Annotated in this window: 23 protein-coding genes; 6 read left to right on the plus strand and 17 right to left on the minus strand. The window is 63.3% G+C overall.

What is annotated here, in order from left to right:
* Window positions 1-15: 15 nt before the first annotated feature.
* From FW789_RS16010 to FW789_RS16020, 3 genes are all read right to left on the minus strand, one after another.
* Window positions 16-1,125 (minus strand): AGE family epimerase/isomerase, encoded by a 1,110-nt coding sequence (locus FW789_RS16010; RefSeq protein ID WP_446431734.1) that lies wholly within the window; start codon window positions 1,123-1,125, stop codon window positions 16-18.
* Window positions 1,126-1,183: 58 nt separating this feature from the next.
* On the minus strand, window positions 1,184-1,816 hold the full coding sequence (fabR, locus tag FW789_RS16015; RefSeq protein ID WP_103435870.1) for an HTH-type transcriptional repressor FabR: 633 nt from the start codon (window positions 1,814-1,816) through the stop codon (window positions 1,184-1,186).
* Window positions 1,817-1,938: 122 nt separating this feature from the next.
* The gene (locus FW789_RS16020; RefSeq protein WP_207073757.1) at window positions 1,939-2,259 is read right to left on the minus strand and encodes a hypothetical protein; all 321 of its coding nucleotides are present in this window, start codon (window positions 2,257-2,259) and stop codon (window positions 1,939-1,941) included.
* Window positions 2,260-2,585: 326 nt separating this feature from the next.
* Here FW789_RS16020 and FW789_RS16025 point away from each other — a divergent pair, with 326 nt between their 5' ends.
* Window positions 2,586-4,649, plus strand: coding sequence for an AsmA family protein (locus tag FW789_RS16025; protein WP_446431735.1), 2,064 nt, complete (start codon window positions 2,586-2,588; stop codon window positions 4,647-4,649).
* 60 nt (window positions 4,650-4,709) lie between these two features.
* Here FW789_RS16025 and FW789_RS16030 read toward each other — a convergent pair whose 3' ends face one another.
* Window positions 4,710-5,240, minus strand: a complete 531-nt coding sequence (locus FW789_RS16030) for a ferritin-like domain-containing protein (RefSeq protein WP_207073759.1) — start codon at window positions 5,238-5,240, stop codon at window positions 4,710-4,712.
* A 43-nt stretch (window positions 5,241-5,283) separates the two neighbouring features.
* Complete coding sequence (osmE, locus tag FW789_RS16035; RefSeq protein WP_101316004.1) at window positions 5,284-5,625, minus strand: osmotically-inducible lipoprotein OsmE; 342 nt, start codon at window positions 5,623-5,625, stop codon at window positions 5,284-5,286.
* A 123-nt stretch (window positions 5,626-5,748) separates the two neighbouring features.
* On the opposite strand from osmE, the gene FW789_RS16040 reads away from it, so the two are divergent.
* From FW789_RS16040 to FW789_RS16050, 3 genes are all read left to right on the plus strand, one after another.
* Complete coding sequence (locus FW789_RS16040; protein ID WP_103435873.1) at window positions 5,749-6,639, plus strand: esterase/lipase family protein; 891 nt, start codon at window positions 5,749-5,751, stop codon at window positions 6,637-6,639.
* 78 nt (window positions 6,640-6,717) lie between these two features.
* Entirely contained in the window at window positions 6,718-6,990 is a 273-nt protein-coding gene (locus FW789_RS16045; protein ID WP_101316008.1) for a PsiF family protein, read from the plus strand.
* 71 nt (window positions 6,991-7,061) lie between these two features.
* Window positions 7,062-8,069, plus strand: coding sequence for an AI-2E family transporter (locus FW789_RS16050; protein ID WP_446431736.1), 1,008 nt, complete (start codon window positions 7,062-7,064; stop codon window positions 8,067-8,069).
* Window positions 8,070-8,216: 147 nt separating this feature from the next.
* Here the strand turns inward: FW789_RS16050 and FW789_RS16055 are convergent, their stop codons facing one another.
* Complete coding sequence (locus FW789_RS16055; RefSeq protein WP_446431737.1) at window positions 8,217-9,488, minus strand: Hsp70 family protein; 1,272 nt, start codon at window positions 9,486-9,488, stop codon at window positions 8,217-8,219.
* A gap of 164 nt (window positions 9,489-9,652) precedes the next feature.
* On the opposite strand from FW789_RS16055, the gene cbpA reads away from it, so the two are divergent.
* Both cbpA and FW789_RS16065 read left to right on the plus strand, forming a co-directional pair.
* Entirely contained in the window at window positions 9,653-10,615 is a 963-nt protein-coding gene (cbpA, locus tag FW789_RS16060) for a curved DNA-binding protein (RefSeq protein ID WP_101316014.1), read from the plus strand.
* Window positions 10,616-10,617: 2 nt separating this feature from the next.
* Entirely contained in the window at window positions 10,618-10,923 is a 306-nt protein-coding gene (locus FW789_RS16065; RefSeq protein WP_103435878.1) for a chaperone modulator CbpM, read from the plus strand.
* A 5-nt stretch (window positions 10,924-10,928) separates the two neighbouring features.
* On the opposite strand, the gene FW789_RS16070 is transcribed toward FW789_RS16065, so the two are convergent.
* The 11 genes from FW789_RS16070 to FW789_RS16120 all read right to left on the minus strand — a co-directional run bounded on the left by FW789_RS16070 (window position 10,929) and on the right by FW789_RS16120 (window position 23,311).
* Window positions 10,929-11,438, minus strand: a complete 510-nt coding sequence (locus tag FW789_RS16070; protein ID WP_446431738.1) for an N-acetyltransferase family protein — start codon at window positions 11,436-11,438, stop codon at window positions 10,929-10,931.
* A gap of 31 nt (window positions 11,439-11,469) precedes the next feature.
* Window positions 11,470-12,168 carry an urea ABC transporter ATP-binding subunit UrtE gene (gene urtE, locus FW789_RS16075; RefSeq protein WP_103435880.1) on the minus strand — a complete coding sequence of 233 codons (699 nt, stop codon included), beginning with the start codon at window positions 12,166-12,168 and terminating at the stop codon, window positions 11,470-11,472.
* Between the two features lie 50 nt (window positions 12,169-12,218).
* Window positions 12,219-13,076, minus strand: coding sequence for an urea ABC transporter ATP-binding protein UrtD (urtD, locus tag FW789_RS16080; protein ID WP_446431739.1), 858 nt, complete (start codon window positions 13,074-13,076; stop codon window positions 12,219-12,221).
* Window positions 13,073-14,152, minus strand: a complete 1,080-nt coding sequence (gene urtC, locus FW789_RS16085) for an urea ABC transporter permease subunit UrtC (RefSeq protein WP_103435882.1) — start codon at window positions 14,150-14,152, stop codon at window positions 13,073-13,075. The genes urtD and urtC overlap by 4 nt, the downstream gene beginning before the upstream one ends.
* Entirely contained in the window at window positions 14,152-15,639 is a 1,488-nt protein-coding gene (gene urtB / locus FW789_RS16090) for an urea ABC transporter permease subunit UrtB (RefSeq protein WP_446431740.1), read from the minus strand. The genes urtC and urtB overlap by 1 nt, the downstream gene beginning before the upstream one ends.
* Window positions 15,640-15,805: 166 nt before the next feature.
* Window positions 15,806-17,071 (minus strand): urea ABC transporter substrate-binding protein, encoded by a 1,266-nt coding sequence (gene urtA, locus FW789_RS16095; protein ID WP_446431741.1) that lies wholly within the window; start codon window positions 17,069-17,071, stop codon window positions 15,806-15,808.
* A gap of 196 nt (window positions 17,072-17,267) precedes the next feature.
* Window positions 17,268-18,671, minus strand: coding sequence for a D-serine/D-alanine/glycine transporter (gene cycA, locus FW789_RS16100; RefSeq protein WP_103435885.1), 1,404 nt, complete (start codon window positions 18,669-18,671; stop codon window positions 17,268-17,270).
* A gap of 135 nt (window positions 18,672-18,806) precedes the next feature.
* Window positions 18,807-20,171, minus strand: coding sequence for a PepSY-associated TM helix domain-containing protein (locus FW789_RS16105; protein WP_446431742.1), 1,365 nt, complete (start codon window positions 20,169-20,171; stop codon window positions 18,807-18,809).
* Window positions 20,172-20,220: 49 nt separating this feature from the next.
* On the minus strand, window positions 20,221-22,284 hold the full coding sequence (locus FW789_RS16110; RefSeq protein WP_446431743.1) for a TonB-dependent copper receptor: 2,064 nt from the start codon (window positions 22,282-22,284) through the stop codon (window positions 20,221-20,223).
* Window positions 22,285-22,350: 66 nt separating this feature from the next.
* Entirely contained in the window at window positions 22,351-22,803 is a 453-nt protein-coding gene (locus tag FW789_RS16115; protein ID WP_446431765.1) for a DUF2946 domain-containing protein, read from the minus strand.
* A 25-nt stretch (window positions 22,804-22,828) separates the two neighbouring features.
* Window positions 22,829-23,311, minus strand: coding sequence for a copper chaperone PCu(A)C (locus FW789_RS16120; protein WP_103435888.1), 483 nt, complete (start codon window positions 23,309-23,311; stop codon window positions 22,829-22,831).
* Between the last annotated feature and the right edge of the window lie 35 nt (window positions 23,312-23,346).

Consider the following 23,346-nt stretch of genomic DNA (forward strand, 5'->3'; position numbering starts at 1 on the left):
TGCGACGCGTAACCGTCAGGACAGCGCGTCCAGCCCTTGCAGGCACGTCGCCAGGTGATAGGGCGTGGTCGACGGCATGTCATGACGGCTAACCGCGCCGGTGGCGTCCAGGCATTCGCGCCAGCCGCCTGCATGCAGGAACTTGTCCTCCAGCGAGCGTAGCTGTTGCAGCAGCTGCTGCTCACTGCCTGGGCGCAATGCCAACGCGCGCAGGTATTCTGCCTTGGCCCAGATACGCTGGGTCGGGTCGAGCACCTCGCCATTGATATCCAGGCTGGCGAGTACCGCCGCATCGATCACGCCATGGCGCTCGGCGTAGTCAAAGCCACGGGCGATCGACCCATGCAGCGCGCTGCCGTTGAGCAGCGGCGATGTTTCGAGCAGGTAAAACCACTCGAACTGATGCCCAGGCTCGAACCAGTTATCCACAGCACCGCGCGGTTTTTCCAGCATCAGGCCGTGCTCGGGCTCGATGAAGTGCGTTTGCAGCGCCTCGCACAGCTGCAGCAGCGCTTGCTGGACGTCCTGATCGTCGCGTACTGCGAGGGTTTGCAGGAAGGCCTCGGCCAAGTGCATCTGCGGGTTTTGCAGCGGGCCGCTGCTCAGGTCCGCCCAGTCTTCACCCAGGCTTGCTTCATACAGGCCATCATCGCGCGCGAAGCGTTCGGCTACCACTTCCAGCGCTGCGTTCAGTGTGGCTTCGACCAGCCCCTCCTGCACCTTGCCCCAGTAATGCGCGCAGGCGAACACGATGAACGCATGGGTGTACAGGTCCTTGCGCCGGTCCAGCGGCTTGCCGGCGGCGTCTACGCTGTAGAACCAGCCGCCGTGTTCGGCATCGTGGAAGTGGCGCTGCAGCGAACGGAACAATGCTGCAGCGCGCTCGGCGGCGCCGGCTTGCTCGATACGGCTGCTGAACAGATACAACTGACGTGCGACGGCCATCGCCCGGTAGCGCTGCACGGGCAGTGGCTGGTGCTGTTCATCGAGGGCTTCGAAAGGCAGAGCCAGTTCGTCGTTCCAGCCTGGGCCTTGCCACAGTGGCACGATGCGTTCAGCGAAGTGCTGACAGAAGCGCTCAAGGCGGGTGCTCAGCTCGGGCAGGGTAGGGCGGGGGTCGGACATGGCAACGCTCGTCGCAATCGGGCAGGGCGCCATGATAGCAGCTAGCGGCCAAGGGTCGTCAGCCAGGGCTGCTCAAACCCTGCCAGTGGCGTGCACCGACAAAGATGAAGCGCAGCTGCTGAGTGATCTTCTCTTGCGCGCTGAGCGGCTGGGCGGTGTGCGGGTCAGGGCTGTCGATCAGCTCGGGCAGGGTGGCGAAGACGGTCTTGACCACCAGGTCGGCCATCACTTCCAAGGCTGCTGCATCAAGGTGCTTCCAGCGCGGCATCAGGCCGAGGTCAGTGGCAAGGTCGGAACTGATGTGCTGGCGCAGGCGAGCGATGGCCTGGCGCACCGGCTGCGAGCCGCCGTATTGCTCGCGGGCGAGAAACAGGAACTGAGTGCGGTGCGCGGCGACCATGTCGAGAAAGATGCGTACCGAGGCATCGGTGATACCCCCCATTTCAAATTCGTTTTGCCGCACCAGGCGGATCGCGTGGCGGAAGGTCGCGTCGACTTCTTCGACCAGGGCCAGCCCGAGTGCGTCCATGTCGGGGAAGTGCCGATAGAAACCGGTGGGCACGATGCCGGCGGTCTTGGCCACTTCACGCAGGCTGATGCTACCAAAGCCACGGCCGCTCTCCATCAACTGGCAGGCGGCGTCCAGCAAGGCTTGACGGGTCTGGAGCTTCTGTTCGGCGCGAGGCAGCATGGGGCAGGCTTCTGTGGCTGTACGACGGGTTATTCTGGATAAAAAAACAAAGCCCGGTCAATGGACCGGGCTAGGAGGGTAGCAGGCGCAGTATCGAGGATCGACCTTTTCTGCCATGGCAATCAGCTCACACGGCTGACTTCAAGCAGACGATCCGAGCCACCTTCGGCTACTCGGCCACTGCGCTCGATGAGTCGATCCGAGCCACCTTCGGCGACGCGGCCACTGCGTTCGATCAGGCGATCAGAGCCGCCTTCAGCTACGCGGTCAGTACGTTCGATCAAACGATCCGAGCCACCTTCGGCAAGGGTATTCAGGGTTTGCACGGCGGCCGCGTCGCTGGAGCGGGATTCGGCGGTCAGGTGCTGCTCCTGACCAGGCAAGGCGAAGGCACTGGTGGCCGCGATGGACAGGGCAAGGCTAAGCAGTAATTGGCGTTTCATGATCAGGGCGCTCCTCGGGAGGGCTGGAAAGTGGGTACGAAGCCAATGCTACCCGCCGCACCGCCAGAGAAAAGTTCATAAGGATAATGGTAACAATCGACAGGATTGATACTGTTGCAACAGCGGCTCTAGCCCAGGCATTTCGGCACCGCGCGCATGCCATTGAGCAGCTTGGTAACCAGTCAATCTCGCGACAAAGCTGATGAGTTCGACAGAAAATTCTTGGCTAGAATGCGCCATGGATTAAACCCAGCGGCTTTTCATCAGTCCACTTGTTAGTGTCACCGTCGTGGCGCCATGAGCCATGCAGTCAGGAGAATCACGCAATGACGCGCCCCGCCAGAATCATCACCTGGACCCTCGCCACACTGATCACCTTGCTGGCGATCCTGGTGGTGGTGATCGCCACCTTCGACTGGAACCGCGCCAAGCCGCTGCTCAACGAGAAAGTCTCGGCCGCCTTGCAGCGACCGTTCGCCATCAACGGCAACCTCGCCGTCAAATGGAGCACCGAGCCTGAAGAAGGCGGCTGGCGCGCCTGGGTGCCGTGGCCGCACTTCATTGCCGAGGACCTGACCCTGGGCAACCCGGAGTGGCTCAAACAGCCGCAGATGGTCGGCCTGGAGAAGGTCGAATTTCGTCTGTCACCGCTGCCGCTGATCTTTCAGCACATTGTCATCCCGCGCATCAACCTGACCAAACCCAATGCCAGCCTGACCCGCCTGGCCGATGGCCGCGCCAACTGGACGTTCGATTTCGGGCCAAAGGATGAAAACGCCGAACCGTCGAAATGGGTGTTGGATATCGGCGCCATCGGTTTTGATCAGGGCAATGTCAGCTACAACGACCAGATCCTCAAGGCCGACATGAAAGTGCAGATCGACCCGCTGGGCAAGCCAATCCCGTTCAGCGAGATCGTCGGCAAGGCCCGCGCCGAGAAGAGCGCCGGCGCCCAGGACTACGCCTTTGGCCTCAAGGCCAGCGGCCGCTACAAGGATCAGCCGGTGTCCGGCACTGGCAAGATCGGTGGCCTGCTGGCGCTGCAGGACGCCAGCCAGCCGTTCCCGTTGCAGGCCGACGTGCGTATTGCCGACACCCATGTGGTGGTCGCCGGCACCCTGACCGACCCGCGTAACCTGGGCGCGCTGGATCTGCGCCTGAAGCTGTCCGGCGCTAGCCTGGGCAACCTCTTTCCGCTGACTGGCGTGACCCTGCCGGACACACCTGCTTACTCCACCGACGGCCATCTGCTGGCCAACCTGCACGCTGCCGAGGGGGTGCGGTTCAGCTATGAAGGCTTCAACGGCAAGATCGGCGACAGCGACATTCATGGCGATCTGGCCTTTGTCGCGAGCAAGCCGCGGCCCAAACTGAGCGGCAAGCTGGTCTCCAATCAACTGCTGTTCAAGGACCTTGCGCCGTTGATCGGCGCTGACTCCAACGCCGAGCAAAAGGCCCGTGGTGGTGCCAGTAAGCAGCCAGGCGACAAAGTGCTGCCGGTCGAAGAGTTTCGGACCGAGCGCTGGCGTGCAATGGATGCCGACGTCAGCTTCAGCGGCAAGCGCATCGTGCATAGCTCCAAGCTGCCGTTCAACGACCTGGCCGTGCACTTGATCCTCGATGACGGCCTGTTGCGCCTGCAGCCGCTGCGCTTTGGTGTGGCCGGTGGCAATCTCGCCGCCAACATCCGCCTGGATGGCCGTAACGTGCCGATGCAGGGCCGGGCCCGGCTGACCGCGCGTGGCTTCAAGCTCAAGGAGCTGTTCCCAGGTTTTGCGCCGATGCAGACCAGCTTTGGCCAGCTCAACGGCGATGCCGATATCAGCGGCCGAGGCAATTCGGTCGCGGCACTGCTCGGCACCGCCAACGGCGACATGCGCATGCTGATCAACGATGGCGCGATCAGCCGCGAGCTGATGGAACTGGCCGGCCTCAACGTCGGTAACTATGTGGTCGGCAAATTGTTCGGCGACAAGGATGTGCAGATCAACTGCGCGGCCGCCGATGTCGGCATCAAGGACGGCCTGGCAAGCACGCGCGTGTTTGTCTTCGATACCGAGAACGCGATCATCTATGTCGATGGCACGGTCAACTTCGCCAGTGAACAGCTCGACCTGAAGATCACCCCGGAGTCCAAGGGCCTGCGCCTGTTCTCGCTGCGCTCGCCGCTGTATGTGCGCGGCAAGTTCGTCAAACCCAGCGCCGGTGTGCAAGCGCTGCCGCTGGCCCTGCGCGGCGCCGGCATGGTTGCCCTGGGCGTTGCGATTGGCCCGGCAGCAGGGCTGCTGGCGCTGATTGCACCGGGTGACGGCGAGCAGAACCAATGCACGCCATTGCTCGAGCAAATGAAAGCCGGCAAGGCGCCGGCTGAGGTCAAGACGAAGAAGTAAGGCGGGTTCGTTATCTGTCTCTGCACCGCAGGTTGCGGGCAGAGGCCAGAGGCTAGCGAATCACAGACCCTTGAGCAGATCGGCCATGTCGTCGGCGTGCTCTTCTTCCTGGGCCAGGATGTCTTCGAAGATGCGCCGGGTGGTCGGGTCGCTCTCGCCGATGTACTGGATGATCTCGCGGTAGCTGTCGACCGCGATGCGTTCAGCCACCAGGTCTTCCAGCACCATCTCCTTGAGCGAGTTGCCCGCGACGTACTGCGCGTGGGAGTTCTTGCTCAGGTTGTCCGGGTTGAAGTCCGGCTCGCCGCCCAGCTGGACGATACGCTCGGCCAATTTGTCGGCGTGTTCGGCTTCCTGGGTGGCGTGCTCAAGGAACTCGTCAGCTGCTGCTGCCGCCTTGATCCCGCTGGCCATGAAGTAGTGGCGCTTGTAGCGCAGCACGCAGACCAGCTCGGTTGCCAGCGACTCGTTGAGCAGCTGGATGATCTTCTCGCGGTCGGCGCTATAGCCTTCGGTCACGGCGCCGTCTTCGACATGCTGGCGGGCGCGTTCGCGCAAGGTGTGTTTATCGGTCAGTTCAACGATGCTCATACTCATCTCCGAGATATCAGGGTGGTCAGGGCTTCAGGAAGACTCAGGCGCCAGTTGCGGCTTTCTTGTCTTCTTCGCGTTGTTTGCAGGTCTTGAAGCCTTTGGCATCGACATGGCCGGTGGCATCGAAGCGCACGTAGTAGGGCTGCTGATGGCCATCACGGTTGAGGATGTAGTCATTGCAGGTGCCGCCGTTGGGCAGGTCAATTACCATCGACGGGCTGCCACCGATGGCGATTACCTTCTGCATGGTCATGCCGTTCTCGACCTGCTTGACCAGCGGCTCGTCACGGTAGGTAACGTAATCCACCGGGTTTTCCGGACGGCTGCCGCACGCGGCTAGGGTTGCGCTGGCCAGAAGGATTGCCAAAGTCTGTTTGTACATGGTCCCGCTCCGTGCTCAGGGTGTGTGCAGGATTGGAACCACAGCGCGGCTCAGGAGTTCGATTGTGGCCGTCATCTACCTCGCGTTAGTGTTGGCGCACGGCCAAGCCCGAGGAGAACGGCAATGAAACAGGATCTGGCGACGCGATACCCCGTGGTGCTGGTGCCGGGCATGCTCGGTTTTGTCCGGCTGCTGGTTTATCCCTACTGGTTCGGCATCGTGTCGGCGCTGCGCCGCGGCGGTGCTAAGGTCTATCCTGTGCAGGTGTCGCCGCTGCATTCCAGCGAGGTGCGTGGCGAGCAGCTGTTGGCGATCATCGAAGACATCTGCCAGCGCAGCGGCGCCACCAAGGTAAACTTGATCGGCCACAGCCAGGGCGCACTCAGCGCGCGCTATGCCGCTGCCAAGCGGCCAGACCGGGTTGCCTCGGTGACGTCGGTGGCCGGGCCCAATCACGGCTCGGAGCTGGCCGACCACCTCGAACGCACGGCGCCCGGCCACTCGCGCAAAGGGCGTGTGCTGCGCGCCGTGCTGCACGGCCTGGCGCGATTGATGGGCTGGCTGGAAACGGGCTGGCGCCGTGAGCGGCTGCCGATCGACGTGCACGCGTCGCATCAGTCGCTGACGTGCGCGGGTTTGGCGCTGTTCAACCAGGCTTATCCACAGGGCCTGCCGCAGGAATGGGGCGGCGAGGGCGCCTATGAGGTCAATGGCGTGCGCTATTACTCGTGGTCGGGCACGCTGCAGCCAGGCCTGACCGACCAGGGCCGCAACCGCTTTGACGGCAGCAACCGCTTCTGTCGCCTGTTCGCCCGCAGTTTTGTCCGTGAGAAAGGCCAGTGCGACGGCATGGTCGGGCGCAACAGCTCGCACCTGGGCCAGGTGCTGGGCGATGACCACCCGCTGGATCATCTGGACATCGTCAATCAGTCACTCGGTGCGGTGGGCAAGGGCGCCGAACCGGTGCGGCTGTTTACCGAGCACGCCGCGCGCTTGAAAGCCGCGGGGCTCTGATGGCGCTGGCACGCGGAAATAGTTGGCTACACTCAGGCTTGGATCCGTGCATTGGGCGCGGAACAAGGAGGCCACTCCATGAAGCGACTGCAAGCGCCATTGCTGGTATTGGGGATGTTGATCTGCGCGCAGGGCTTTGCCGCCACCGCCCAGCAGGAAAAGATGAAGAGCTGCAACGCCGATGCCACTGCGCAGACCCTCAAGGGCGATGAGCGCAAGGCATTCATGAGCAAGTGCCTGAAGGTCACCCAGCAGGAGAAAATGACCCGCTGCAACGCCACCGCCACCGAGAAGACCCTCAAGGGTGACGAGCGCAAAGCATTCATGAGTACCTGCCTGAAGAAGAAATGAGCTGTATCTATGTTTGCGCGCCGAAGGCTGGCAGACTGCGATTCTTTTCTGCTGTCTGCCCCTGAGGCTGTATGACTTTCACCCCTCGCCAGGTCACCCTGGCCAGCTGGATCATCGTCTTTGCCGGCCTGTTGCTGGCCCTGCCGCTGAAGTTGTTGCCAAGCCTGCTCGCCGGCCTGCTGGTGTTCGAACTGGTCAATATGCTTACCCCACGGCTACAGCCGATCATTGCCGGGCAGCGCGCGCGCTGGCTGGCGGTGGCGTTGCTGGGCACGCTGGTGGTGATCAGCCTGACGTTGCTGATTGCGGGCGCGTTCAGCTTCTTGCTGCATGAAGCGGAGAACCCTGGCGCCTCGCTGGACAAGTTCATGCTGCTGGTGGAGCAGGCGCGCACCCAGTTGCCGCCGTTCATCGAAAGCTACCTGCCGGCCAGTGCGGCCGAGTTCAAGGTGGCGATTGGCGAATGGCTGAGAAGCCACCTCGGTGAATTGCAGCTGGTTGGCAAGGGCATGGCGCACATGTTCGTCACCCTGCTGATCGGGATGATCCTCGGTGCCATCGTTGCTTTGCAGCGCATCCCCGATATCTCCCGGCGCAAGCCACTGGCAGCGGCGATGTTCGAACGGCTGGCGCTGCTGGTGCAGGCGTTTCGCAATATCGTCTTCGCCCAGATCAAGATCTCACTGCTCAACACCTTCTTCACCGGGATCTTCCTCGCAGTGGTGCTGCCGCTGTTCGGCGTACACCTGCCGCTGACCAAGACCTTGATCGTGCTGACCTTCCTGCTCGGCCTGCTGCCGGTGATCGGCAACCTGATGTCGAACACGCTGATCACCATCGTCGGCTTGTCGCTGTCGATCTGGGTGGCGTTGGCGGCGCTGGGCTATCTGATCGTTATCCACAAGGTCGAGTACTTCCTCAACGCGCGGATCGTCGGCGGCCAGATCAGGGCCAAGTCGTGGGAGTTGCTGCTGGCGATGCTGGTGTTCGAGGCCGCGTTCGGTTTGCCGGGAGTGGTGGCCGGGCCGATCTATTATGCGTATCTGAAAAGTGAGCTGCGCCGCGCTGAGTTGGTGTGAGGCAGAGATTTTGGGGGCGCTTTGCGCCCCTTTCGCGACACAAGGCTGCTCTTACAGGAAGTAGGCGGTTTCTGTAGGAGCGGCCTCGTGTCGCGAAAGGGCTGCAAAGCAGCCCCCCAGGCCCTCAAATCAAACGCTAGCAACGGCTCACACCGCGCCATAACGCTTGCGCGCCTCAATCGCCAGGCCGCTGCCGATGCTGCCGAAGATATTGCCTTCGACGTGGCGGGCATTGGGCAGCATCGCTGCGACGCTGTTGCGCAGCGCCGGGATGCCGCTGGAGCCGCCGGTGAAGAACACCGTGTCGACCTGGCTCTCAGTGACGCCAGCCTTGTTCAGCAATTCGCTGACGCTGCCACGGACCCGTTGCAGCAGGCTGCCAATGGCGTCTTCGAACAACGCGCGGGTCAGCTCGACGGTCAGTTCCGGTTCGACCCGGCGCATGTCGATCTGGCGGCTGGGCTGGTCGGTCAGCTCGATCTTGCTGGCCTCGATCTCCATCGCCAGCCAGTGCCCGGCACGCTGCTCGATCAGCTTGAACAGGCGATCGATGCCCAGCGCGTCTTCGATGTCATAGCGCATGTTGCCCAGCGCCAGCTGCGATTTCTGCGAATACACGGCGTTGATGGTGTGCCAGGTGGCCAGGTTCAAGTGGTAGCTGGTCGGCATCAGCGCGCCGCTCTTCATCTTGCTGCCGTAGCCGAACAGCGGCATCACGCCTTGCAGGCTCAACTGCTTGTCGAAGTCGGTACCGCCAATGTGCACACCGCCGGTGGCGAGAATGTCACTCTGGCGCTCGGCCAGATGGTGGCGATCGGGCGACAGGCGGATCAGGGTGAAGTCGGAGGTACCACCGCCGATATCGACGATCAGTACCAGCTCTTCGCGGCTGATGCCGGACTCGTAGTCGAAGGCCGCAGCAATTGGCTCGTACTGGAACGACACGTCCTTGAAACCGATCTTGCGCGCTACGTCGGCGAGGGTGTCTTCGGCTTCCTGGTCGGCCGCCGGGTCATCGTCGACGAAGAACACCGGGCGGCCCAGCACGACTTGCTCGAAGCTGCGGTCGGCGTCAGCTTCGGCGCGTTTTTTCAGCTCGCCGATGAACATCCCGAGCAGGTCCTTGAACGGCAGGGCAGTGCCGAGCACGCTGGTGTCATGCTTGATCAGCTTGGAACCGAGCAGGCTTTTGAGCGAGCGCATCAGGCGCCCTTCGTAACCTTCGAGGTATTCGTGCAGGGCCAGGCGGCCGTACACCGGGCGACGCTCTTCGATATTGAAGAACACCACCGAGGGCAAGGTGATCTTGCCTTGCTCGAGGGCGATCAGCGACTCGGCATCAGGGCGGTGCCAGCCGACCGTGGAGTTGGAGGTGCCAAAATCGATGCCCAGGGCACGGGCCGGGGATACGTCGGACATGGACAATTTACTTCCGGAGGCAAAACGGCCGCGCAGTTTATGCCCTTTGCCAGCAGAATCAAGACCAGTCGTCTGCTCCACGGCAACCCCAAACCGCCCTTGAAAGGCTATGCTTGGTCCCTATCTTCAGATGCAACATGCAAATTCACACTGGTGATCCATAGATGGACTTCAAAGACTATTACAAGATACTCGGCGTAGAGCCCACCGCGGACGACAAGGCGATCAAGGCCGCGTACCGCAAGCTGGCCCGCAAGTATCACCCCGATGTCAGCAAGGAGCGCGACGCCGAGGACAAGTTCAAAGAGGCCAACGAGGCCTACGAAGTGCTTGGTGACGCGCAGAAACGCGCTGAATTCGACGAGATCCGCAAGTATGGCGGCCAGCACGGCCGGCCGTTCCAGGCCCCGCCCGGCTGGCAGGGTCGTGGCGCTGGCGCGGACAATGGTTTCGAAGGCGGCGACTTCTCCGACTTCTTCAGCTCGATCTTTGGCGCACGTGGCGGCAGCCCGTTCGGACGCGGACAGCAGCAACAGCAACGCAGTGCGGGCAGACGAGGGCAGGACGTGGAACTGGAGCTGGCGGTTTTCCTTGAGGAAACCCTGAACAAAGAGTCCAAGCAGATCAGCTTCCAGATCCCGCAGACCAACGCCGCCGGGCAGCGCACCGGGTTCACCACCAAGACCCTCAACGTCAAGATCCCGGCCGGGGTCACCGACGGTGAGCGCATCCGCCTCAAGGGCCAGGGTGCGCCAGGGGTTGGCGGTGGTGCCAATGGCGACCTGTTCCTGACCATTCGCATGGCGCCGCATCCGCTGTTCGATGTCGAAGGCCATGACCTGATCATCACTGTGCCGCTGGCGCCGTGGGAAGCTGCGCTGGGCACCAAGGTCGCGGTACCGACCCTGACCGGCAAGATCAACCTGACCATCCGCCCCGACAGCCAGAGCGGCCAGCGTCTGCGCGTCAAAGGCATGGGCTTGAGCAACAAGCAGGGCGAGCGCGGTGATCTGTACGCGCAATTGAAGGTGGTCATGCCGACCCAGTCGGACGACGCCACCCGTGAACTGTGGGCCAAGCTTGCCGAGAAGGCCGCGTTCAACCCGAGGACTCAATGGAGTAGTTGATCATGAGCAGCACCCTGATCGTTCAGCTGGACATGCGCACCCTCTGCCAGGAAGCCGATATCACGGCTGACTGGGTGATCGAAATCGTCGAGCACGGCATTGTTGAACCGTCAGGGCGAACGCCGGAAGACTGGCTGTTCGACGACCGCGCGCCGGTAACGCTCAAGCGCGCGGTCAAGCTGCATCAGGAGCTGGAACTGGAGTGGGAAGGCGTGGCGCTGGCGCTGGAGTTGCTGGAAGAAGTGCAGCACCTGCGCAGCGAGAACACCATGCTGCGCCAGCGTTTGGGGCGGTTTACCCAGATGTGATCCGCCTACGGGTGCGCGGGGTCCAGTAGCAATTGCATGAAGGTCAGATCCAGCCAACGGCCATACTTGATGCCGACCTGCGGCATCTGCCCGGTCACGACAAACCCCAACCGTTCATGCAGCCGCACCGACGCTGCATTGCCGCTCTCGATCGCGGCCACCATCACATGCTTGCCGCTCTCACGCGCACGCTCGATCAATGCCGCCATCAGCAACGGCCCGAGGCCCTTGCCGCGTTGATCATCGCGCACATACACCGAATGCTCGACGGTGTGCCGAAAACCCTCGAATGGGCGCCAGTCGCCAAACGATGCATAGCCCAGCACGCCGCTGTCATCGGCCACCACCAGGATCGGATAGCCCTGCTCGGCCCGCGCCGCAAACCAGGCCTGGCGGTTGGCCAGGTCCACCGGGGTCTCGTTCCAGATCGCCGTGGTATTGCGCACGGCATCGTTGTAGATGGCGAGAATGCCCGGTACATCAGCAGCCTGGGCATCGCGAATGGGGTAGCTCATGACGACGTCTCGCAGAAGGATTGCCTGCAGATTAAATGGTTACCAACCCGCGCACACCTTCGGCCTGCATGTTTTCGCCACGGCCTTGCTGGATGATCTCGCCGCGGGCCATCACCAGGTACTGGTCGGCAAGCTCCTCGGCAAAATCATAGAACTGCTCGACCAGCAAAATGGCCATGTCGCCGCGGTCGGCCAACTTGCGAATCACCGCGCCGATTTCCTTGATCACCGACGGCTGGATGCCTTCGGTAGGCTCGTCGAGGATCAACAAGCGTGGCCGGCTGGCCAGGGCACGACCGATGGCCAGCTGCTGTTGCTGGCCGCCGGACAAGTCACCGCCACGGCGCTGCTTCATCTGCTCAAGTACCGGGAACAGCTCATAGATGAACGCCGGCACTTCCCGCGCCTCGCGGGCCGGGAAACGTGACAGGCCCATCAGCAGGTTTTCTTCAACGGTCAGTCGGGCAAAGATCTCCCGCCCCTGTGGCACATAAGCGATGCCGGCATGCACCCGCTGCTGCGGCTTGAGCGTGGTGATCGGCTGGTCTTCCCAGTGCACGCTGCCTTCCCGCGCCGGCACCAGCCCCATCAAACAGCGCAGCAAGGTAGTCTTGCCCACCCCATTGCGCCCGAGCAGACAGGTCACTTCACCGACCTTGGCCTCGAATGACAGGCCACGCAGGATATGGCTGCCGCCGTAGTACTGATGCAGGGTATCGATTTTCAGCATGTGCAAATCCTTGAGCGCAACGGTTGGCGCGGTCTGTTGGCAAACAACGATCAGCGGCCCAGGTAAACCTCGATCACCCGCTCATCCGCCTGCACCTGCTCCAGCGAGCCTTCGGCCAGCACGCTGCCTTGGTGCAGCACGGTGACGTGGTCGGCGATGCTGCCGACAAAACCCATGTCGTGCTCCACCACCATCAGCGAATGGCTGCGCGCGAGGCCCTTGAACAGCTCGGCAGTGAATTCGGTTTCGGCGTCGGTCATGCCTGCCACCGGCTCATCGAGCAGCAACAGTTGCGGCTCCTGCACCAACAGCATGCCGATTTCCAGAAACTGTTTTTGCCCGTGCGACAGCAGCCCGGCCTGGCGCTGGGCCAAGGGCAGCAGGCGCAACTGGATCAACACTGAGTCGATGCGCTCGCGCTGCTCGGATGACAGCCGCGAGGCCAGGCTAGCCCATACCGACTTGTCGGTCTTGAGCGCCAGTTCGAGGTTTTCATAGACGGTCAGCGCCTCGAACACCGTCGGCTTCTGGAACTTGCGACCTATGCCGGCCTGGGCGATCTGGTATTCGCTCATGCGGGTCAGGTCGAGGGTGTCGCCGAAAAACGCCGTGCCGGTGTCCGGGCGGGTCTTGCCGGTGATCACGTCCATCATGGTGGTCTTGCCGGCACCATTGGGGCCGATGATGCAGCGCAGCTCGCCAACCCCGATGTACAGGTTCAGCGCATTGAGCGCCTTGAAACCATCGAAGCTGACGCTGATGTCTTCCAGGCTCAGCACCGTGCCGTGGCGCACATCCAGGCCTTTGCCGCGGCGCTGGCCGAGACCGATCGCATCGCGCCCGGCGCCGATCTGGTCGAATACCGGTTCGAGCATGAATTCAGGGTGTACCGGTGGGATGCCTCTCATGGCTGGTTCCTTTTCTTCAACAGGCCGACCACGCCTTTGGGCAGGTACAGGGTGACGATGATGAACAGCGCGCCGAGGAAGAACAGCCAGAACTCCGGGAAGGCCACGGTGAACCAGCTCTTCATGCCATTGACCAGGCCCGCACCGAGCAGTGGCCCGATCAACGTGCCGCGTCCGCCCAGTGCTACCCATACGGCAGCCTCGATGGAGTTGGTCGGCGACATTTCACTGGGGTTGATGATGCCCACCTGCGGTACGTACAACGCCCCGGCCAGGCCGCACAGTACGGCGCTGAGCACCCACACCAGCAGCTTGAAACCGCGCGGGTCATAGCCGCAGAACATCAGCCGGTTTTCCGCATCACGCAGTGCCGTCAGCAGGCGGCCGAACTTGCTCTGGGTCAGCCGCCAGCACAGGTACAGGCTGGCCAGCAGCAGGCCGACGGTGAGCAGGAACAACACCGCCCGGGTGCCTTGCGCGGCGACGTCGAAGCCGGCAATGGTGCGGAAGTTGGTGAAGCCGTTGTTGCCGCCAAAGCCGGTTTCGTTACGGAAGAACAGCAGCATGCCGGCAAACGTCAGTGCCTGGGTCATGATCGAGAAGTACACGCCCTTGATCCGTGAGCGGAAGGCGAACCAACCGAACACCAGCGCGAGCAGGCCCGGCGCCAGCACTACCAGGCACAGTGCCCAGGCGAGATGCTGGGTGCCGGCCCAGAACCATGGCAGCTCGGTCCACGACAGAAAGGTCATGAATGCCGGCAGGCCGTCACCCGCCGCCTGGCGCATCAGGTACATGCCCATGGCGTAGCCGCCGAGGGCGAAGAACAGTCCATGCCCCAGCGAAAGCATGCCGGCGTAGCCCCACACCAGGTCCAGCGCCAGCGCGACAATGGCGTAACAAAGGATCTTGCCGACCAGCGTCAGGGTGTAGGCCGAGACCTGCAACGAGTGCTCTGCGGGTAGCAGCGACAACAGCGGCAAGGCCAGCAAAAGCAGGACAACAATGATGCCGATGGCCAGCGACAGGCGCGGCCCGGCTTTTTGTGCGGCGGTGACAAGCAGTGGCTGGTTCATCAGTCGATTACCCGTCCCTTGAGAGCGAACAAACCTTGCGGGCGCTTCTGAATGAACAGGATGATCAGCGCAAGGATAAGGATCTTGCCCAGCACCGCACCGATCTGCGGCTCGAGCAGTTTGTTGGCGATGCCCAGGCCAAACGCGGCCCACAGTGTGCCGGCAAGCTGGCCGACACCACCGAGTACCACCACCAGGAACGAGTCGATGATGTAGCTCTGGCCAAGGTCAGGGCCGACGTTGCCGACCTGGCTCAGGGCCACCCCACCAAGACCGGCAATGCCCGAGCCCAGGCCGAAGGCGAGCATGTCGACGCGGCCAGTTGAGACCCCGCAGCAGGCAGCCATGTTGCGGTTCTGGGTTACCGCGCGCACGTTCAGGCCCAGCCGGGTGCGGTTGAGCACTAGCCAGGTGAGCAGCACCACCGCCAGGGCAAAGCCGATGATCACCATGCGGTTGTAGGGCAGTACCAGATTCGGCAGCACTTGAATGCCGCCAGACAGCCACGCCGGGTTGGCCACCTCGACGTTCTGCGCGCCGAACAGCAGGCGGATCGCCTGGATCAGGATCAGGCTGATGCCCCAGGTCGCCAGCAGGGTTTCCAGTGGGCGGCCGTACAGATGGCGGATCACCGTGCGTTCCAGCGCCATGCCGACCCCGGCACTGACGGCAAACGCCACCGGCAGGGCGATCAGCGGGTAGAACTCGATGGCGCCGGGCGCATAGCGCTGCAGCAGCACCTGGACCATGTAGGTGCTGTAGGCGCCGAGCATGAGCATCTCGCCGTGGGCCATGTTGATCACCCCAAGCAGGCCGAAGGTGATCGCCAGGCCCAGTGCTGCCAGCAGCAGGATCGAGCCCAGCGACAGGCCGCTGAAGGCCTGCCCGAGCAGTTCACCGATCAGCAGCTTGCGCTTGACCTGGGCCAGGCTGGTTTCGGCGGCGGTGCGTACGCCGGCATCGCTTTCGACGCCGGGCTGCAGCAGGGTTTCGAGACGAGTACGGGCCAGTGGGTCGCCGGTTTCGCCGAGCAGGCGCACGGCCGCGAGGCGTACCGAGGGCTCGCTGGCGACCAGTTGCAGGTTGGCCAGGGCCAACGCCAGGGCGGCCTGCACGGCTGGGTCTGGCTCGTTGGCGAAGCGTCGGTCGAGGAATGCCATCTGTGCCGGCTGGGCGCTGCGTTGCAGTTCGCCCGCTGCGGCCAGGCGTAGCTTGGCGTCGTCGCTCAGCAGTTGATGACTGGCCAGGGCATTGTCGATCAGGCCACGCAGGCGGTTGTTCAGGCGCAGTTTGCGGGTGTCGTCGGCGGCAATCCGGCCTTGTTTCAGCGCGGTCAGCAGCGCCAGCCGCGCAGGCTCTGGCTGGGCTGCCCAGTCCTGTAGCAGGCGGGCCTGGTCTGCAGCCTTGGCAGCGTAGAAGAGGTCGCCCTCGCTGGCCTGGGTTGCCAGCGGCAGCAGCAGGAGCAGAGCGAGCAGGAATCTGAGCATTGGTTGATCCTGTTGTGTCAGGGGGAGGCGAGGGCTGCGCCCTCGATCGCGACACAAGGCCGCTCCTACAGGTACAGCGCAATGCGAGGCCAGCGCGGTCCTTGTCGGAGCGGCCTCGCCGGGGCGCCGGACCGGTCGGAAAGGGCCGCAGAGCGGCCCCCGTCACTTAGTTACCCTTCACCGCATAATCCGGACGCTTGTCGTTGCCAGGAATGAACGGGCTCCACGGCTGCGCACGCAGGGGCTGCTCAGTCTCCCAGACCACACTGAACTGACCGTCATCCTGGATCTCGCCGATCATTACCGGCTTGTGCAGGTGGTGGTTGGTCTTGTCCATGGCCAGGGTGTAGCCCGACGGCGCGGCAAAGGTCTGCCCGGCCAGCGCTTCGCGGACCTTGTCGACATCGGTGGACTTGGCCTTCTCGACCGCCTGCGCCCACATATTGATACCCACATAGGTGGCTTCCATCGGGTCGTTGGTCACCGCCTTGTCGGCGCCCGGCAGATTTTTTGCCTTGGCGTAGGCCTTCCAGTCCGCGACGAACTTCTGGTTGACCGGGTTATCCACCGACTCGAAGTAGTTCCACGCCGCCAGGTGGCCGACCAGCGGCTTGGTGTCGATACCGCGCAGCTCTTCTTCGCCCACCGAGAACGCCACTACCGGTACGTCGGTGGCCTTCAGGCCCTGGTTGGCCAGTTCTTTGTAGAACGGCACGTTGGAGTCGCCGTTGACGGTGGAGATCACCGCGGTCTTGCCGCCGGCAGAGAACTTCTTGATGTTGGCGACAATGGTCTGGTAATCAGCGTGGCCGAACGGCGTGTACACCTCTTCGATGTCCTTGTCGGCCACACCTTTGCTGTGCAGGAAGGCCCGCAGAATCTTGTTGGTGGTGCGCGGATAGACATAGTCGGTGCCGAGCAGGAAGAAGCGCTTGGCGCTGCCGCCGTCTTCGCTCATCACGTACTCCACCGCCGGGATCGCTTGCTGGTTAGGCGCCGCGCCGGTGTAGAAGACGTTTGGCGACATCTCTTCACCTTCGTACTGCACCGGGTAGAACAGCAGCCCATTGAGCTCCTCGAACACCGGCAGCACCGACTTGCGCGACACCGACGTCCAGCATCCGAACACCACCGTGACCTTGTCCTGGGTCAGCAACTGGCGGCTTTTCTCTGCGAACAGCGGCCAGTTCGAGGCCGGGTCGACCACCACCGCTTCGAGCATCTTGCCATTGACCCCGCCCTTGGCGTTGATCTGCTCGATGGTCATCAACGCCATGTCCTTGAGCGAGGTCTCGGAAATGGCCATGGTCCCCGACAGCGAATGCAGGATGCCGACCTTGATGGTCTCGGCGGCCTGGATACTCCAGCTCAGGCCCATCGCCGCAATCGATGCGCTAAGGGTAAAGGCCTTGATCAGACTGCGACGCTTCATGTGCTCTCTCCGCTGAGTTTTATTGTGCTGTTGGCGACTCTGCAGGAGACATTGCAAGCGCTGTGCCCGCTTTTTGGACACGGCCAAAGTCCCGGTTTTCGGGGCTTTGCGGGGGAAGGGTGGGGTTGCTGGGTCCAGCTTGGTGCTGGCGCCCGAGGCGTGCACGGTATTGGGGCCGCTGGGCGGCCCCAAGCAGTCAGCGGTCCATTGCAGCCCGCGGCTGGCGCTTGCTGCGCACGAACTGGTAGGTCACTGCCAGCAGCAGGAACCAGATCGGCGTTACTACCAGCGCCGAGCGGGTGTCGGCCTCAAGGCTGAGCAGCACCAGAATGGCGGCGAAGAACACCAGGCACACGTAGCACATGAAGCGCCCGCCGGGCATCTTGTAGATCGAGCTTTGATGCAGCGCCGGGCGCTGGCTGCGGTACTTCAGGTACGACAGCAGGATCAGCGTCCAGACGAACATGAACAGCACCGCCGACACCGTGGTCACCAGGGTGAAGGCTTCGATCACGTTAGGCACCAGGTAGATCAACACCGCGCCCAGCAGCAGGCAGGCGCAGGAGAAGAACAGGCCGTTGGCCGGGACCGCGCGGCGCGAGAGCTTCTCGAAGGCCTTCGGTGCATCGCCTTCCTGGGCCAGACCGAACAGCATGCGGCTGGTGGAGAACACGCCGCTGTTGGCCGACGAGGCGGCCGAGGTCAGCACCACGAAATTGATGATGCTGGCCGCCGCAGGCAGGCCGGCGAGGACGAACAGCTCGACGAACGGGCTCTTGCCCGGGACCACGTCGCGCCACGGCGTCACTGCCATGATCGCGATCAGGGCCAGCACGTAGAAGACGATGATGCGGATCGGGATCGAGTTGATCGCCCGCGGCAGGGTACGCTCCGGGTCTTTCGCTTCGGCGGCGGTGGTGCCGACTAGCTCGATACCGACAAAGGCGAACACGGCGATCTGGAAGCCTGCAAAGAAGCCCATCAGGCCATGGGGGAACATGCCGTCATCGTTCCACAGGTTGGCCAGCTGCGCAGTGCTGCCAGAGGGCGACTGGAAGCCGGTGATGACCATATACAGGCCAGTGGCGACCAGGCCGAGGATGGCGACGATCTTGATCAGGGCGAACCAGAATTCCATCTCGCCGAACATCTTCACCGTCACCAGATTCAGCGACAGCAGCAGCGCCACGCAGCTCAGCGCCGGTATCCACTGCGGCAGGTCAGGGAACCAGAACTGGGTGTAGGCGGCGATCGCGACCACGTCGGCGATACCGGTGACGACCCAGCAGAACCAGTAGGTCCAGCCGGTGAAGTAACCGGCCCAGGGCCCGAGCAGGTCGGCCGAGAAGTCGATGAAGGACTTGTAGTTGAGGTTCGACAGCAGCAGCTCGCCCATCGCCCGCATGACGAAGAACAGCATGAAACCGATGATCATGTAGACGAAGATGATCGACGGGCCAGCAAGGCTGATGGTCTTGCCCGAGCCCATGAACAGGCCGGTGCCGATGGCGCCACCGATGGCGATAAGCTGAATGTGGCGGTTGCTCAGGTTGCGTTGCAGATGCTGATCATCTGGCTCGGGGGTGGAGGTCACGGTCATTGGCTGCATTCCATTATTGGTTCAGTCTTTTTTTGCTAGCCGAGTAGGCTAACACGCCCGTTCCAGATCGGGGCGTGACAGATCGACACGAGTATTGCAGTGCAGGCTGGGGCTGCGCAGCAGCCCCAGCAAATCTCAAACGCTGACCACCGCCCGCCGCCGCACCACGCAGCGATCGACCACCCACATCACCAGCATCGACGCCCCTACCAGCGGAAACGCGACGCCCAACACCAGCATCACCACCGTCGCCGTCTTCCAGCGCGGCAAATCATGGCGCAACGGCGGCACCCCCAGGCCACCCTCGGGCCGGCGCTTCCACCACATCACCAGACCGCTCACCGAGCCGAGCAGAATCATCAGGCACACCAGCAAGATCACGATCTGATTGAGCGCGCCAAACATCTTGCCTTCATGCAGCATCACTCCCAGTTCAGTAGCACGGGCGACCGGGCTGTAATCCTGCCAGCGCACATCGGCCAGCACCTGGCCGGTGTACTGGTCGACATGCAGGGTGGCGTCGTTGCGGGGATCATCAGCAAACACCGCAATGGTAAACACGCCATCGGCGGTGGTCGGCAGGGTGATGCTGTAGCCGGGCTCGACCTGGCGGCTGCTGGCAATGTCCTCGACCTGCTGCAAGCTGACCTGCGGCGCCGCTGGCTTGCTCGACATCATATGGTGCCCGGCGTGTTCGGCATGGGCGCCCGACTGCGGCATCGGCGTGTTCTCCATCGCCCAGGGCACGGTCTGCCGATGCGCCTGGTTGAGCACCCGCGCCTGCTGGTCCGACTTGGGCACGTCATTCCACATCGCCGCCGGGAAGCGGTTCCACAGATCGGCATACTGCTTGCCCCACATGCCAGTCCAGGTCATGCCGCTGAGCAGCATCAGCAGCAACAGCGCCGATCCCCAGAAGCCGCTGACCGCATGCAGGTCGCGCCACAGCAGCCTGCCGCGCGCGGCAAAGCGCGGCCAGAGCACGCCGGCACTGCTGCGCCCGCGCGGCCACCACAGGTACAGCCCCGACACCACCAGCACAATGCCCCAGCCAGTGGCCAGTTCCACCAGCCGGTCGCCGACGGTGCCGACCATCAGCTCGCCATGCAGGGCACGGGCGATGGCCTGCAGGTTCTGCTTGGCGTCCTGCTCGCCGAGCACCTTGGCGTTGTACGGATCGGCGAACACGTTCAGCTCACGGCCGCCGTCATGCACCACGAATTGCGCGCTGCGCTCGCTGTTCAGCGGCGGCAGGTACTGGCCGACGTGGCCCTGTGGATAAGCCTGCTGAACCTGCGCCAGCAGCGCGTCGGCGTTTTGGCGATGGTGGCCGGCTTCGACCACCATCAGCTCGCGGTACATCAGCGGGTCGAGCTGTGGCTTGAACAGGTAGATGATCCCGGTGAGCGCCAGCAGAATCATGAATGGCGCAACGAACAGCCCGGCATAGAAGTGCCAGCGCCAGGCCAGGTTGTAGAAGGAAATACGCGGTCCGCCCATGGAACCTCCCATCAGAGGGGCGCGGTCATGGCCGCGCCCGTTGTAATTGTCAGAAGCTGAGATCGACTTTGGTCCAGAAGGTCCGGCCAGGTTCAGGCACCGGCTGCGGATCGTTCGCCGGGTATCCAAAACCGGCGTTGCCGGCCAGGTTCAGGTGCTCGGCGTAAGCCTTGCCGAACAGGTTGTCGACGCCGGCGCTGAGCTTGAAATTGCGCGAGACCTTGTAGGCGCCGTTGAGCGAGAACACGCCAAAGCCTGCGCTTTTTTGATAATCCTTGCCGACCACATTGCCCTGATTTTCAGCGACGCGGTTCTGCGCCGAGACCAACCGCCACAATGCCCCGGTGCTCCAGTTGTCCTGGCTGTAGGTCAGGCCCAGGCGGCTTTCCAGTGGCGGCATCTGCGGCAGTGCCTTGCCGTCGCTGCTGTTTTTGCCCCAAGCGTAAGCCAGGGTCGCATCGGCCTTCCAGTTTTCCGACAGCTTGTACGCCGCGCCCAGCTCGCCGCCCATGATCCGCGCATCGATGTTCTGCGCCTGGGTGGTGCTCATGCCCATCATGCCGGTCTGGTAATCGAACAGGATGTAGTCGCGGATCTGCCCGACATAGCCCGAGGCCCAGGCTTCCAGGCGTTCGTCACGGTACTGGATGCCGAAATCGAGCTGGGTGGTTTTTTCCGGCTTGATCGCGTCGAAGGCGTTGCGTGTGCCGGCCGGGCCGTCGGCCGAGAACAGCTCCCAGTAATCCGGGAAGCGTTGCGCATGGCCAAGGCCAATGTAGGTGGTGGCCGACAGCGCGCTGAGGTCATGCTCATAGCGCACAAAGCCGCTGGGCAGGGTATCGGCGCGAGTGTTGCCGGCGGTGGCCTGGTCGCTGCGCAGATCGCGCGCCGAAGCGCGGTCAAGGCGGGCGCCGCTGATCAATCGGTCTTCGCCGCTCGCGTACCAGGTCAACTCGGCGAACGCGCCGTAGTTGTGGAACTCGGCATCCTTGCTCCACGGCTGGCCACGGTGTGCGTCGACGCCCATGCCGCTGCGCTGGCGGTGCTCGCTGCTTTGCGCATCGATACCGCTGATCAACTGCACATCGGCCCAACGCCAGGTGGCCTTGATCCGTGCGCCGAGAGTGCGCCGGTCGACGTTGGCGACCATCGGCATGCCCATCATGCCGCTGCCGGACGGGGTGCGCAGGCTGTAGTTGTCCATCACGTGGTCGGCGTAGTTGTAATAGACCCGCGCTTCGATCTTATCGAGCACCTCGCCGAGGTCGGATTTTTCGAAGCGCAGGCCCAGGCTTTCGCGCTTGAACTGCGAGCCGTCCATGCCGCGCCCGGCGTAACGGGCTTCGCCGTCACCTTTGCCGGCGGTGAGCTCGAGCAGGGTGTCGGCATCCGGCGTCCAGCCGAGGCTGACGTCGCCGTTCCACTTGTCCCAGCGCGACGGCACGCTGTCGCCGTTGCCGTCGCGGTAGTCATCCGAGCGTGACTGGTTGCCGACGAAGCGCGCATACGCCTCGCTATTGCCGGCGGCGACATCGAGCAGCTTGTCGAAGCGGCCATTGGAGCCGGCCAGCAGGCTGGCGTTGACTCGGCTGCCAAGCTCGCCGAACTGCTCCGGCTCGCGTTCGAAGAGGATCGTCCCGGCCGAGCCGCCGGGGCCCCAGATCACACTTTGCGGGCCTTTGATCACGGTAAGGCGATCGTAGGTTTCCGGCGAGATGTACGAGGTTGGCGCGTCCATCCGGTTGGGGCAGGCGCCGAGCATCTGGCCGCCATTGGTGAGGATGTTCAGGCGCGAGCCGAACATGCCGCGCAGCACCGGATCGCCATTGGTGCCGCCAGCGCGGATCGCCGAGAAGCCGGGGATGGTCTTCAGGTAGTCGGCACCATCACTGGCCGGCACTGGTTGGCGCGGGTCCTTGGGGTTGGTGACGATGGTCAGCGGCGAGCTGGGGGCGACGGCGGTGATTACCGTCGGGCTCAGCTCGGCGACGTCGTGGTCGTGGCCAACATGGCCGCTGTCGGCGGCGATAGCCAAGGGGCTCAGCAGCGAGCCGCAGAGCACGGCGATAGTGCCGCGCAGGGAAAGGGTGAAAACGGGGATGCAGCCGGACATAGTGATTCCAGTCGATCAGTCGAATATGAGCGCACAGCCTCCTGGCTGCGTGCGGTCAATGGATGTTCAGACGTAGATAGACTGGGCAGGTGGCGCCCGGCTGCGGGCGCCGGGGAAAATTGCCTGGCGCGCGTGGCCGTGGCGGGTGACGCTTGGCGGGGGCGGGGCAGGTGGAACGCGGCTGGCGTTGAGCGGGCTGAAGCTCTGCGGCAGCGCCGGGCAGTTGAACAGCAGGGTGCAATAGCCGCACTTGGCCCACAGCGCGTGCAGCTCGGCGTCATCGCTGTGGTTGTGGTGTTGCTTGCTGTCGGCGTGGGCATGGCTGGCGGGCATGGGCATGTTCATGGCCATGTCGCTGGACATGCTCATGCTCATGCCCGTGTGGTGCTCCATCGGCATCGACTGAGAAATCAGCGGCCCGATGAAGATCATCCACATGGCAAACAGGCTCAGCCAGCCGCCACCGGCGCGCCTGCGAGCAGGGCGGGTGGTACGGCGGTAGCTGTGTTTGCCCAGCACGTTCACGGCTGGCGCCTGTCAGCGGTCAGTGCGCGTGTTGCTGTTCCGGCTGGTCGGCCGGCGGCTGCTTCTGGACAGCCACTTGCACGGTGATGTCCCCGGCTTTTTCGAAGTGCAGGGTCAGCGGGAAGCGCTTGCCGTCGGTGAGCAGGCTGCGGTCCTTGGGCTGCATCAGCATCACGTGGTAGGCGCTCGGGGCGAACAGCAGGTCCTTGCCGGCGGGGATGGTCACGCCGTCGACCTGCTGCATTTTCATCAGGCCTGCTGCGTTCATGGCGTGCTCATGCAGCTGCGCGTCATCACTGATCGGGCTGTCGACGCTGAGCAGGCGGTCGTCGCTGCTGCCACTGTTGTGCACGGTGAAATACGCCGCCACGTTGGGCGCATTGGGCGGCAGCTGCAGTGACCACGGGTGGGCGATGTGCAGGTCACCCTGAGTGTATTCATGGGCATTGGCGAATGCGCCAGGCAGCAACAGGGCGGCCACGACGAGGGCTTGCTTGAGCATGGGTAAATCTCCAATCTGGACAGGTTCAGGACGCG

Source organism: Pseudomonas sp. 1121_17 (assembly GCF_052850745.1).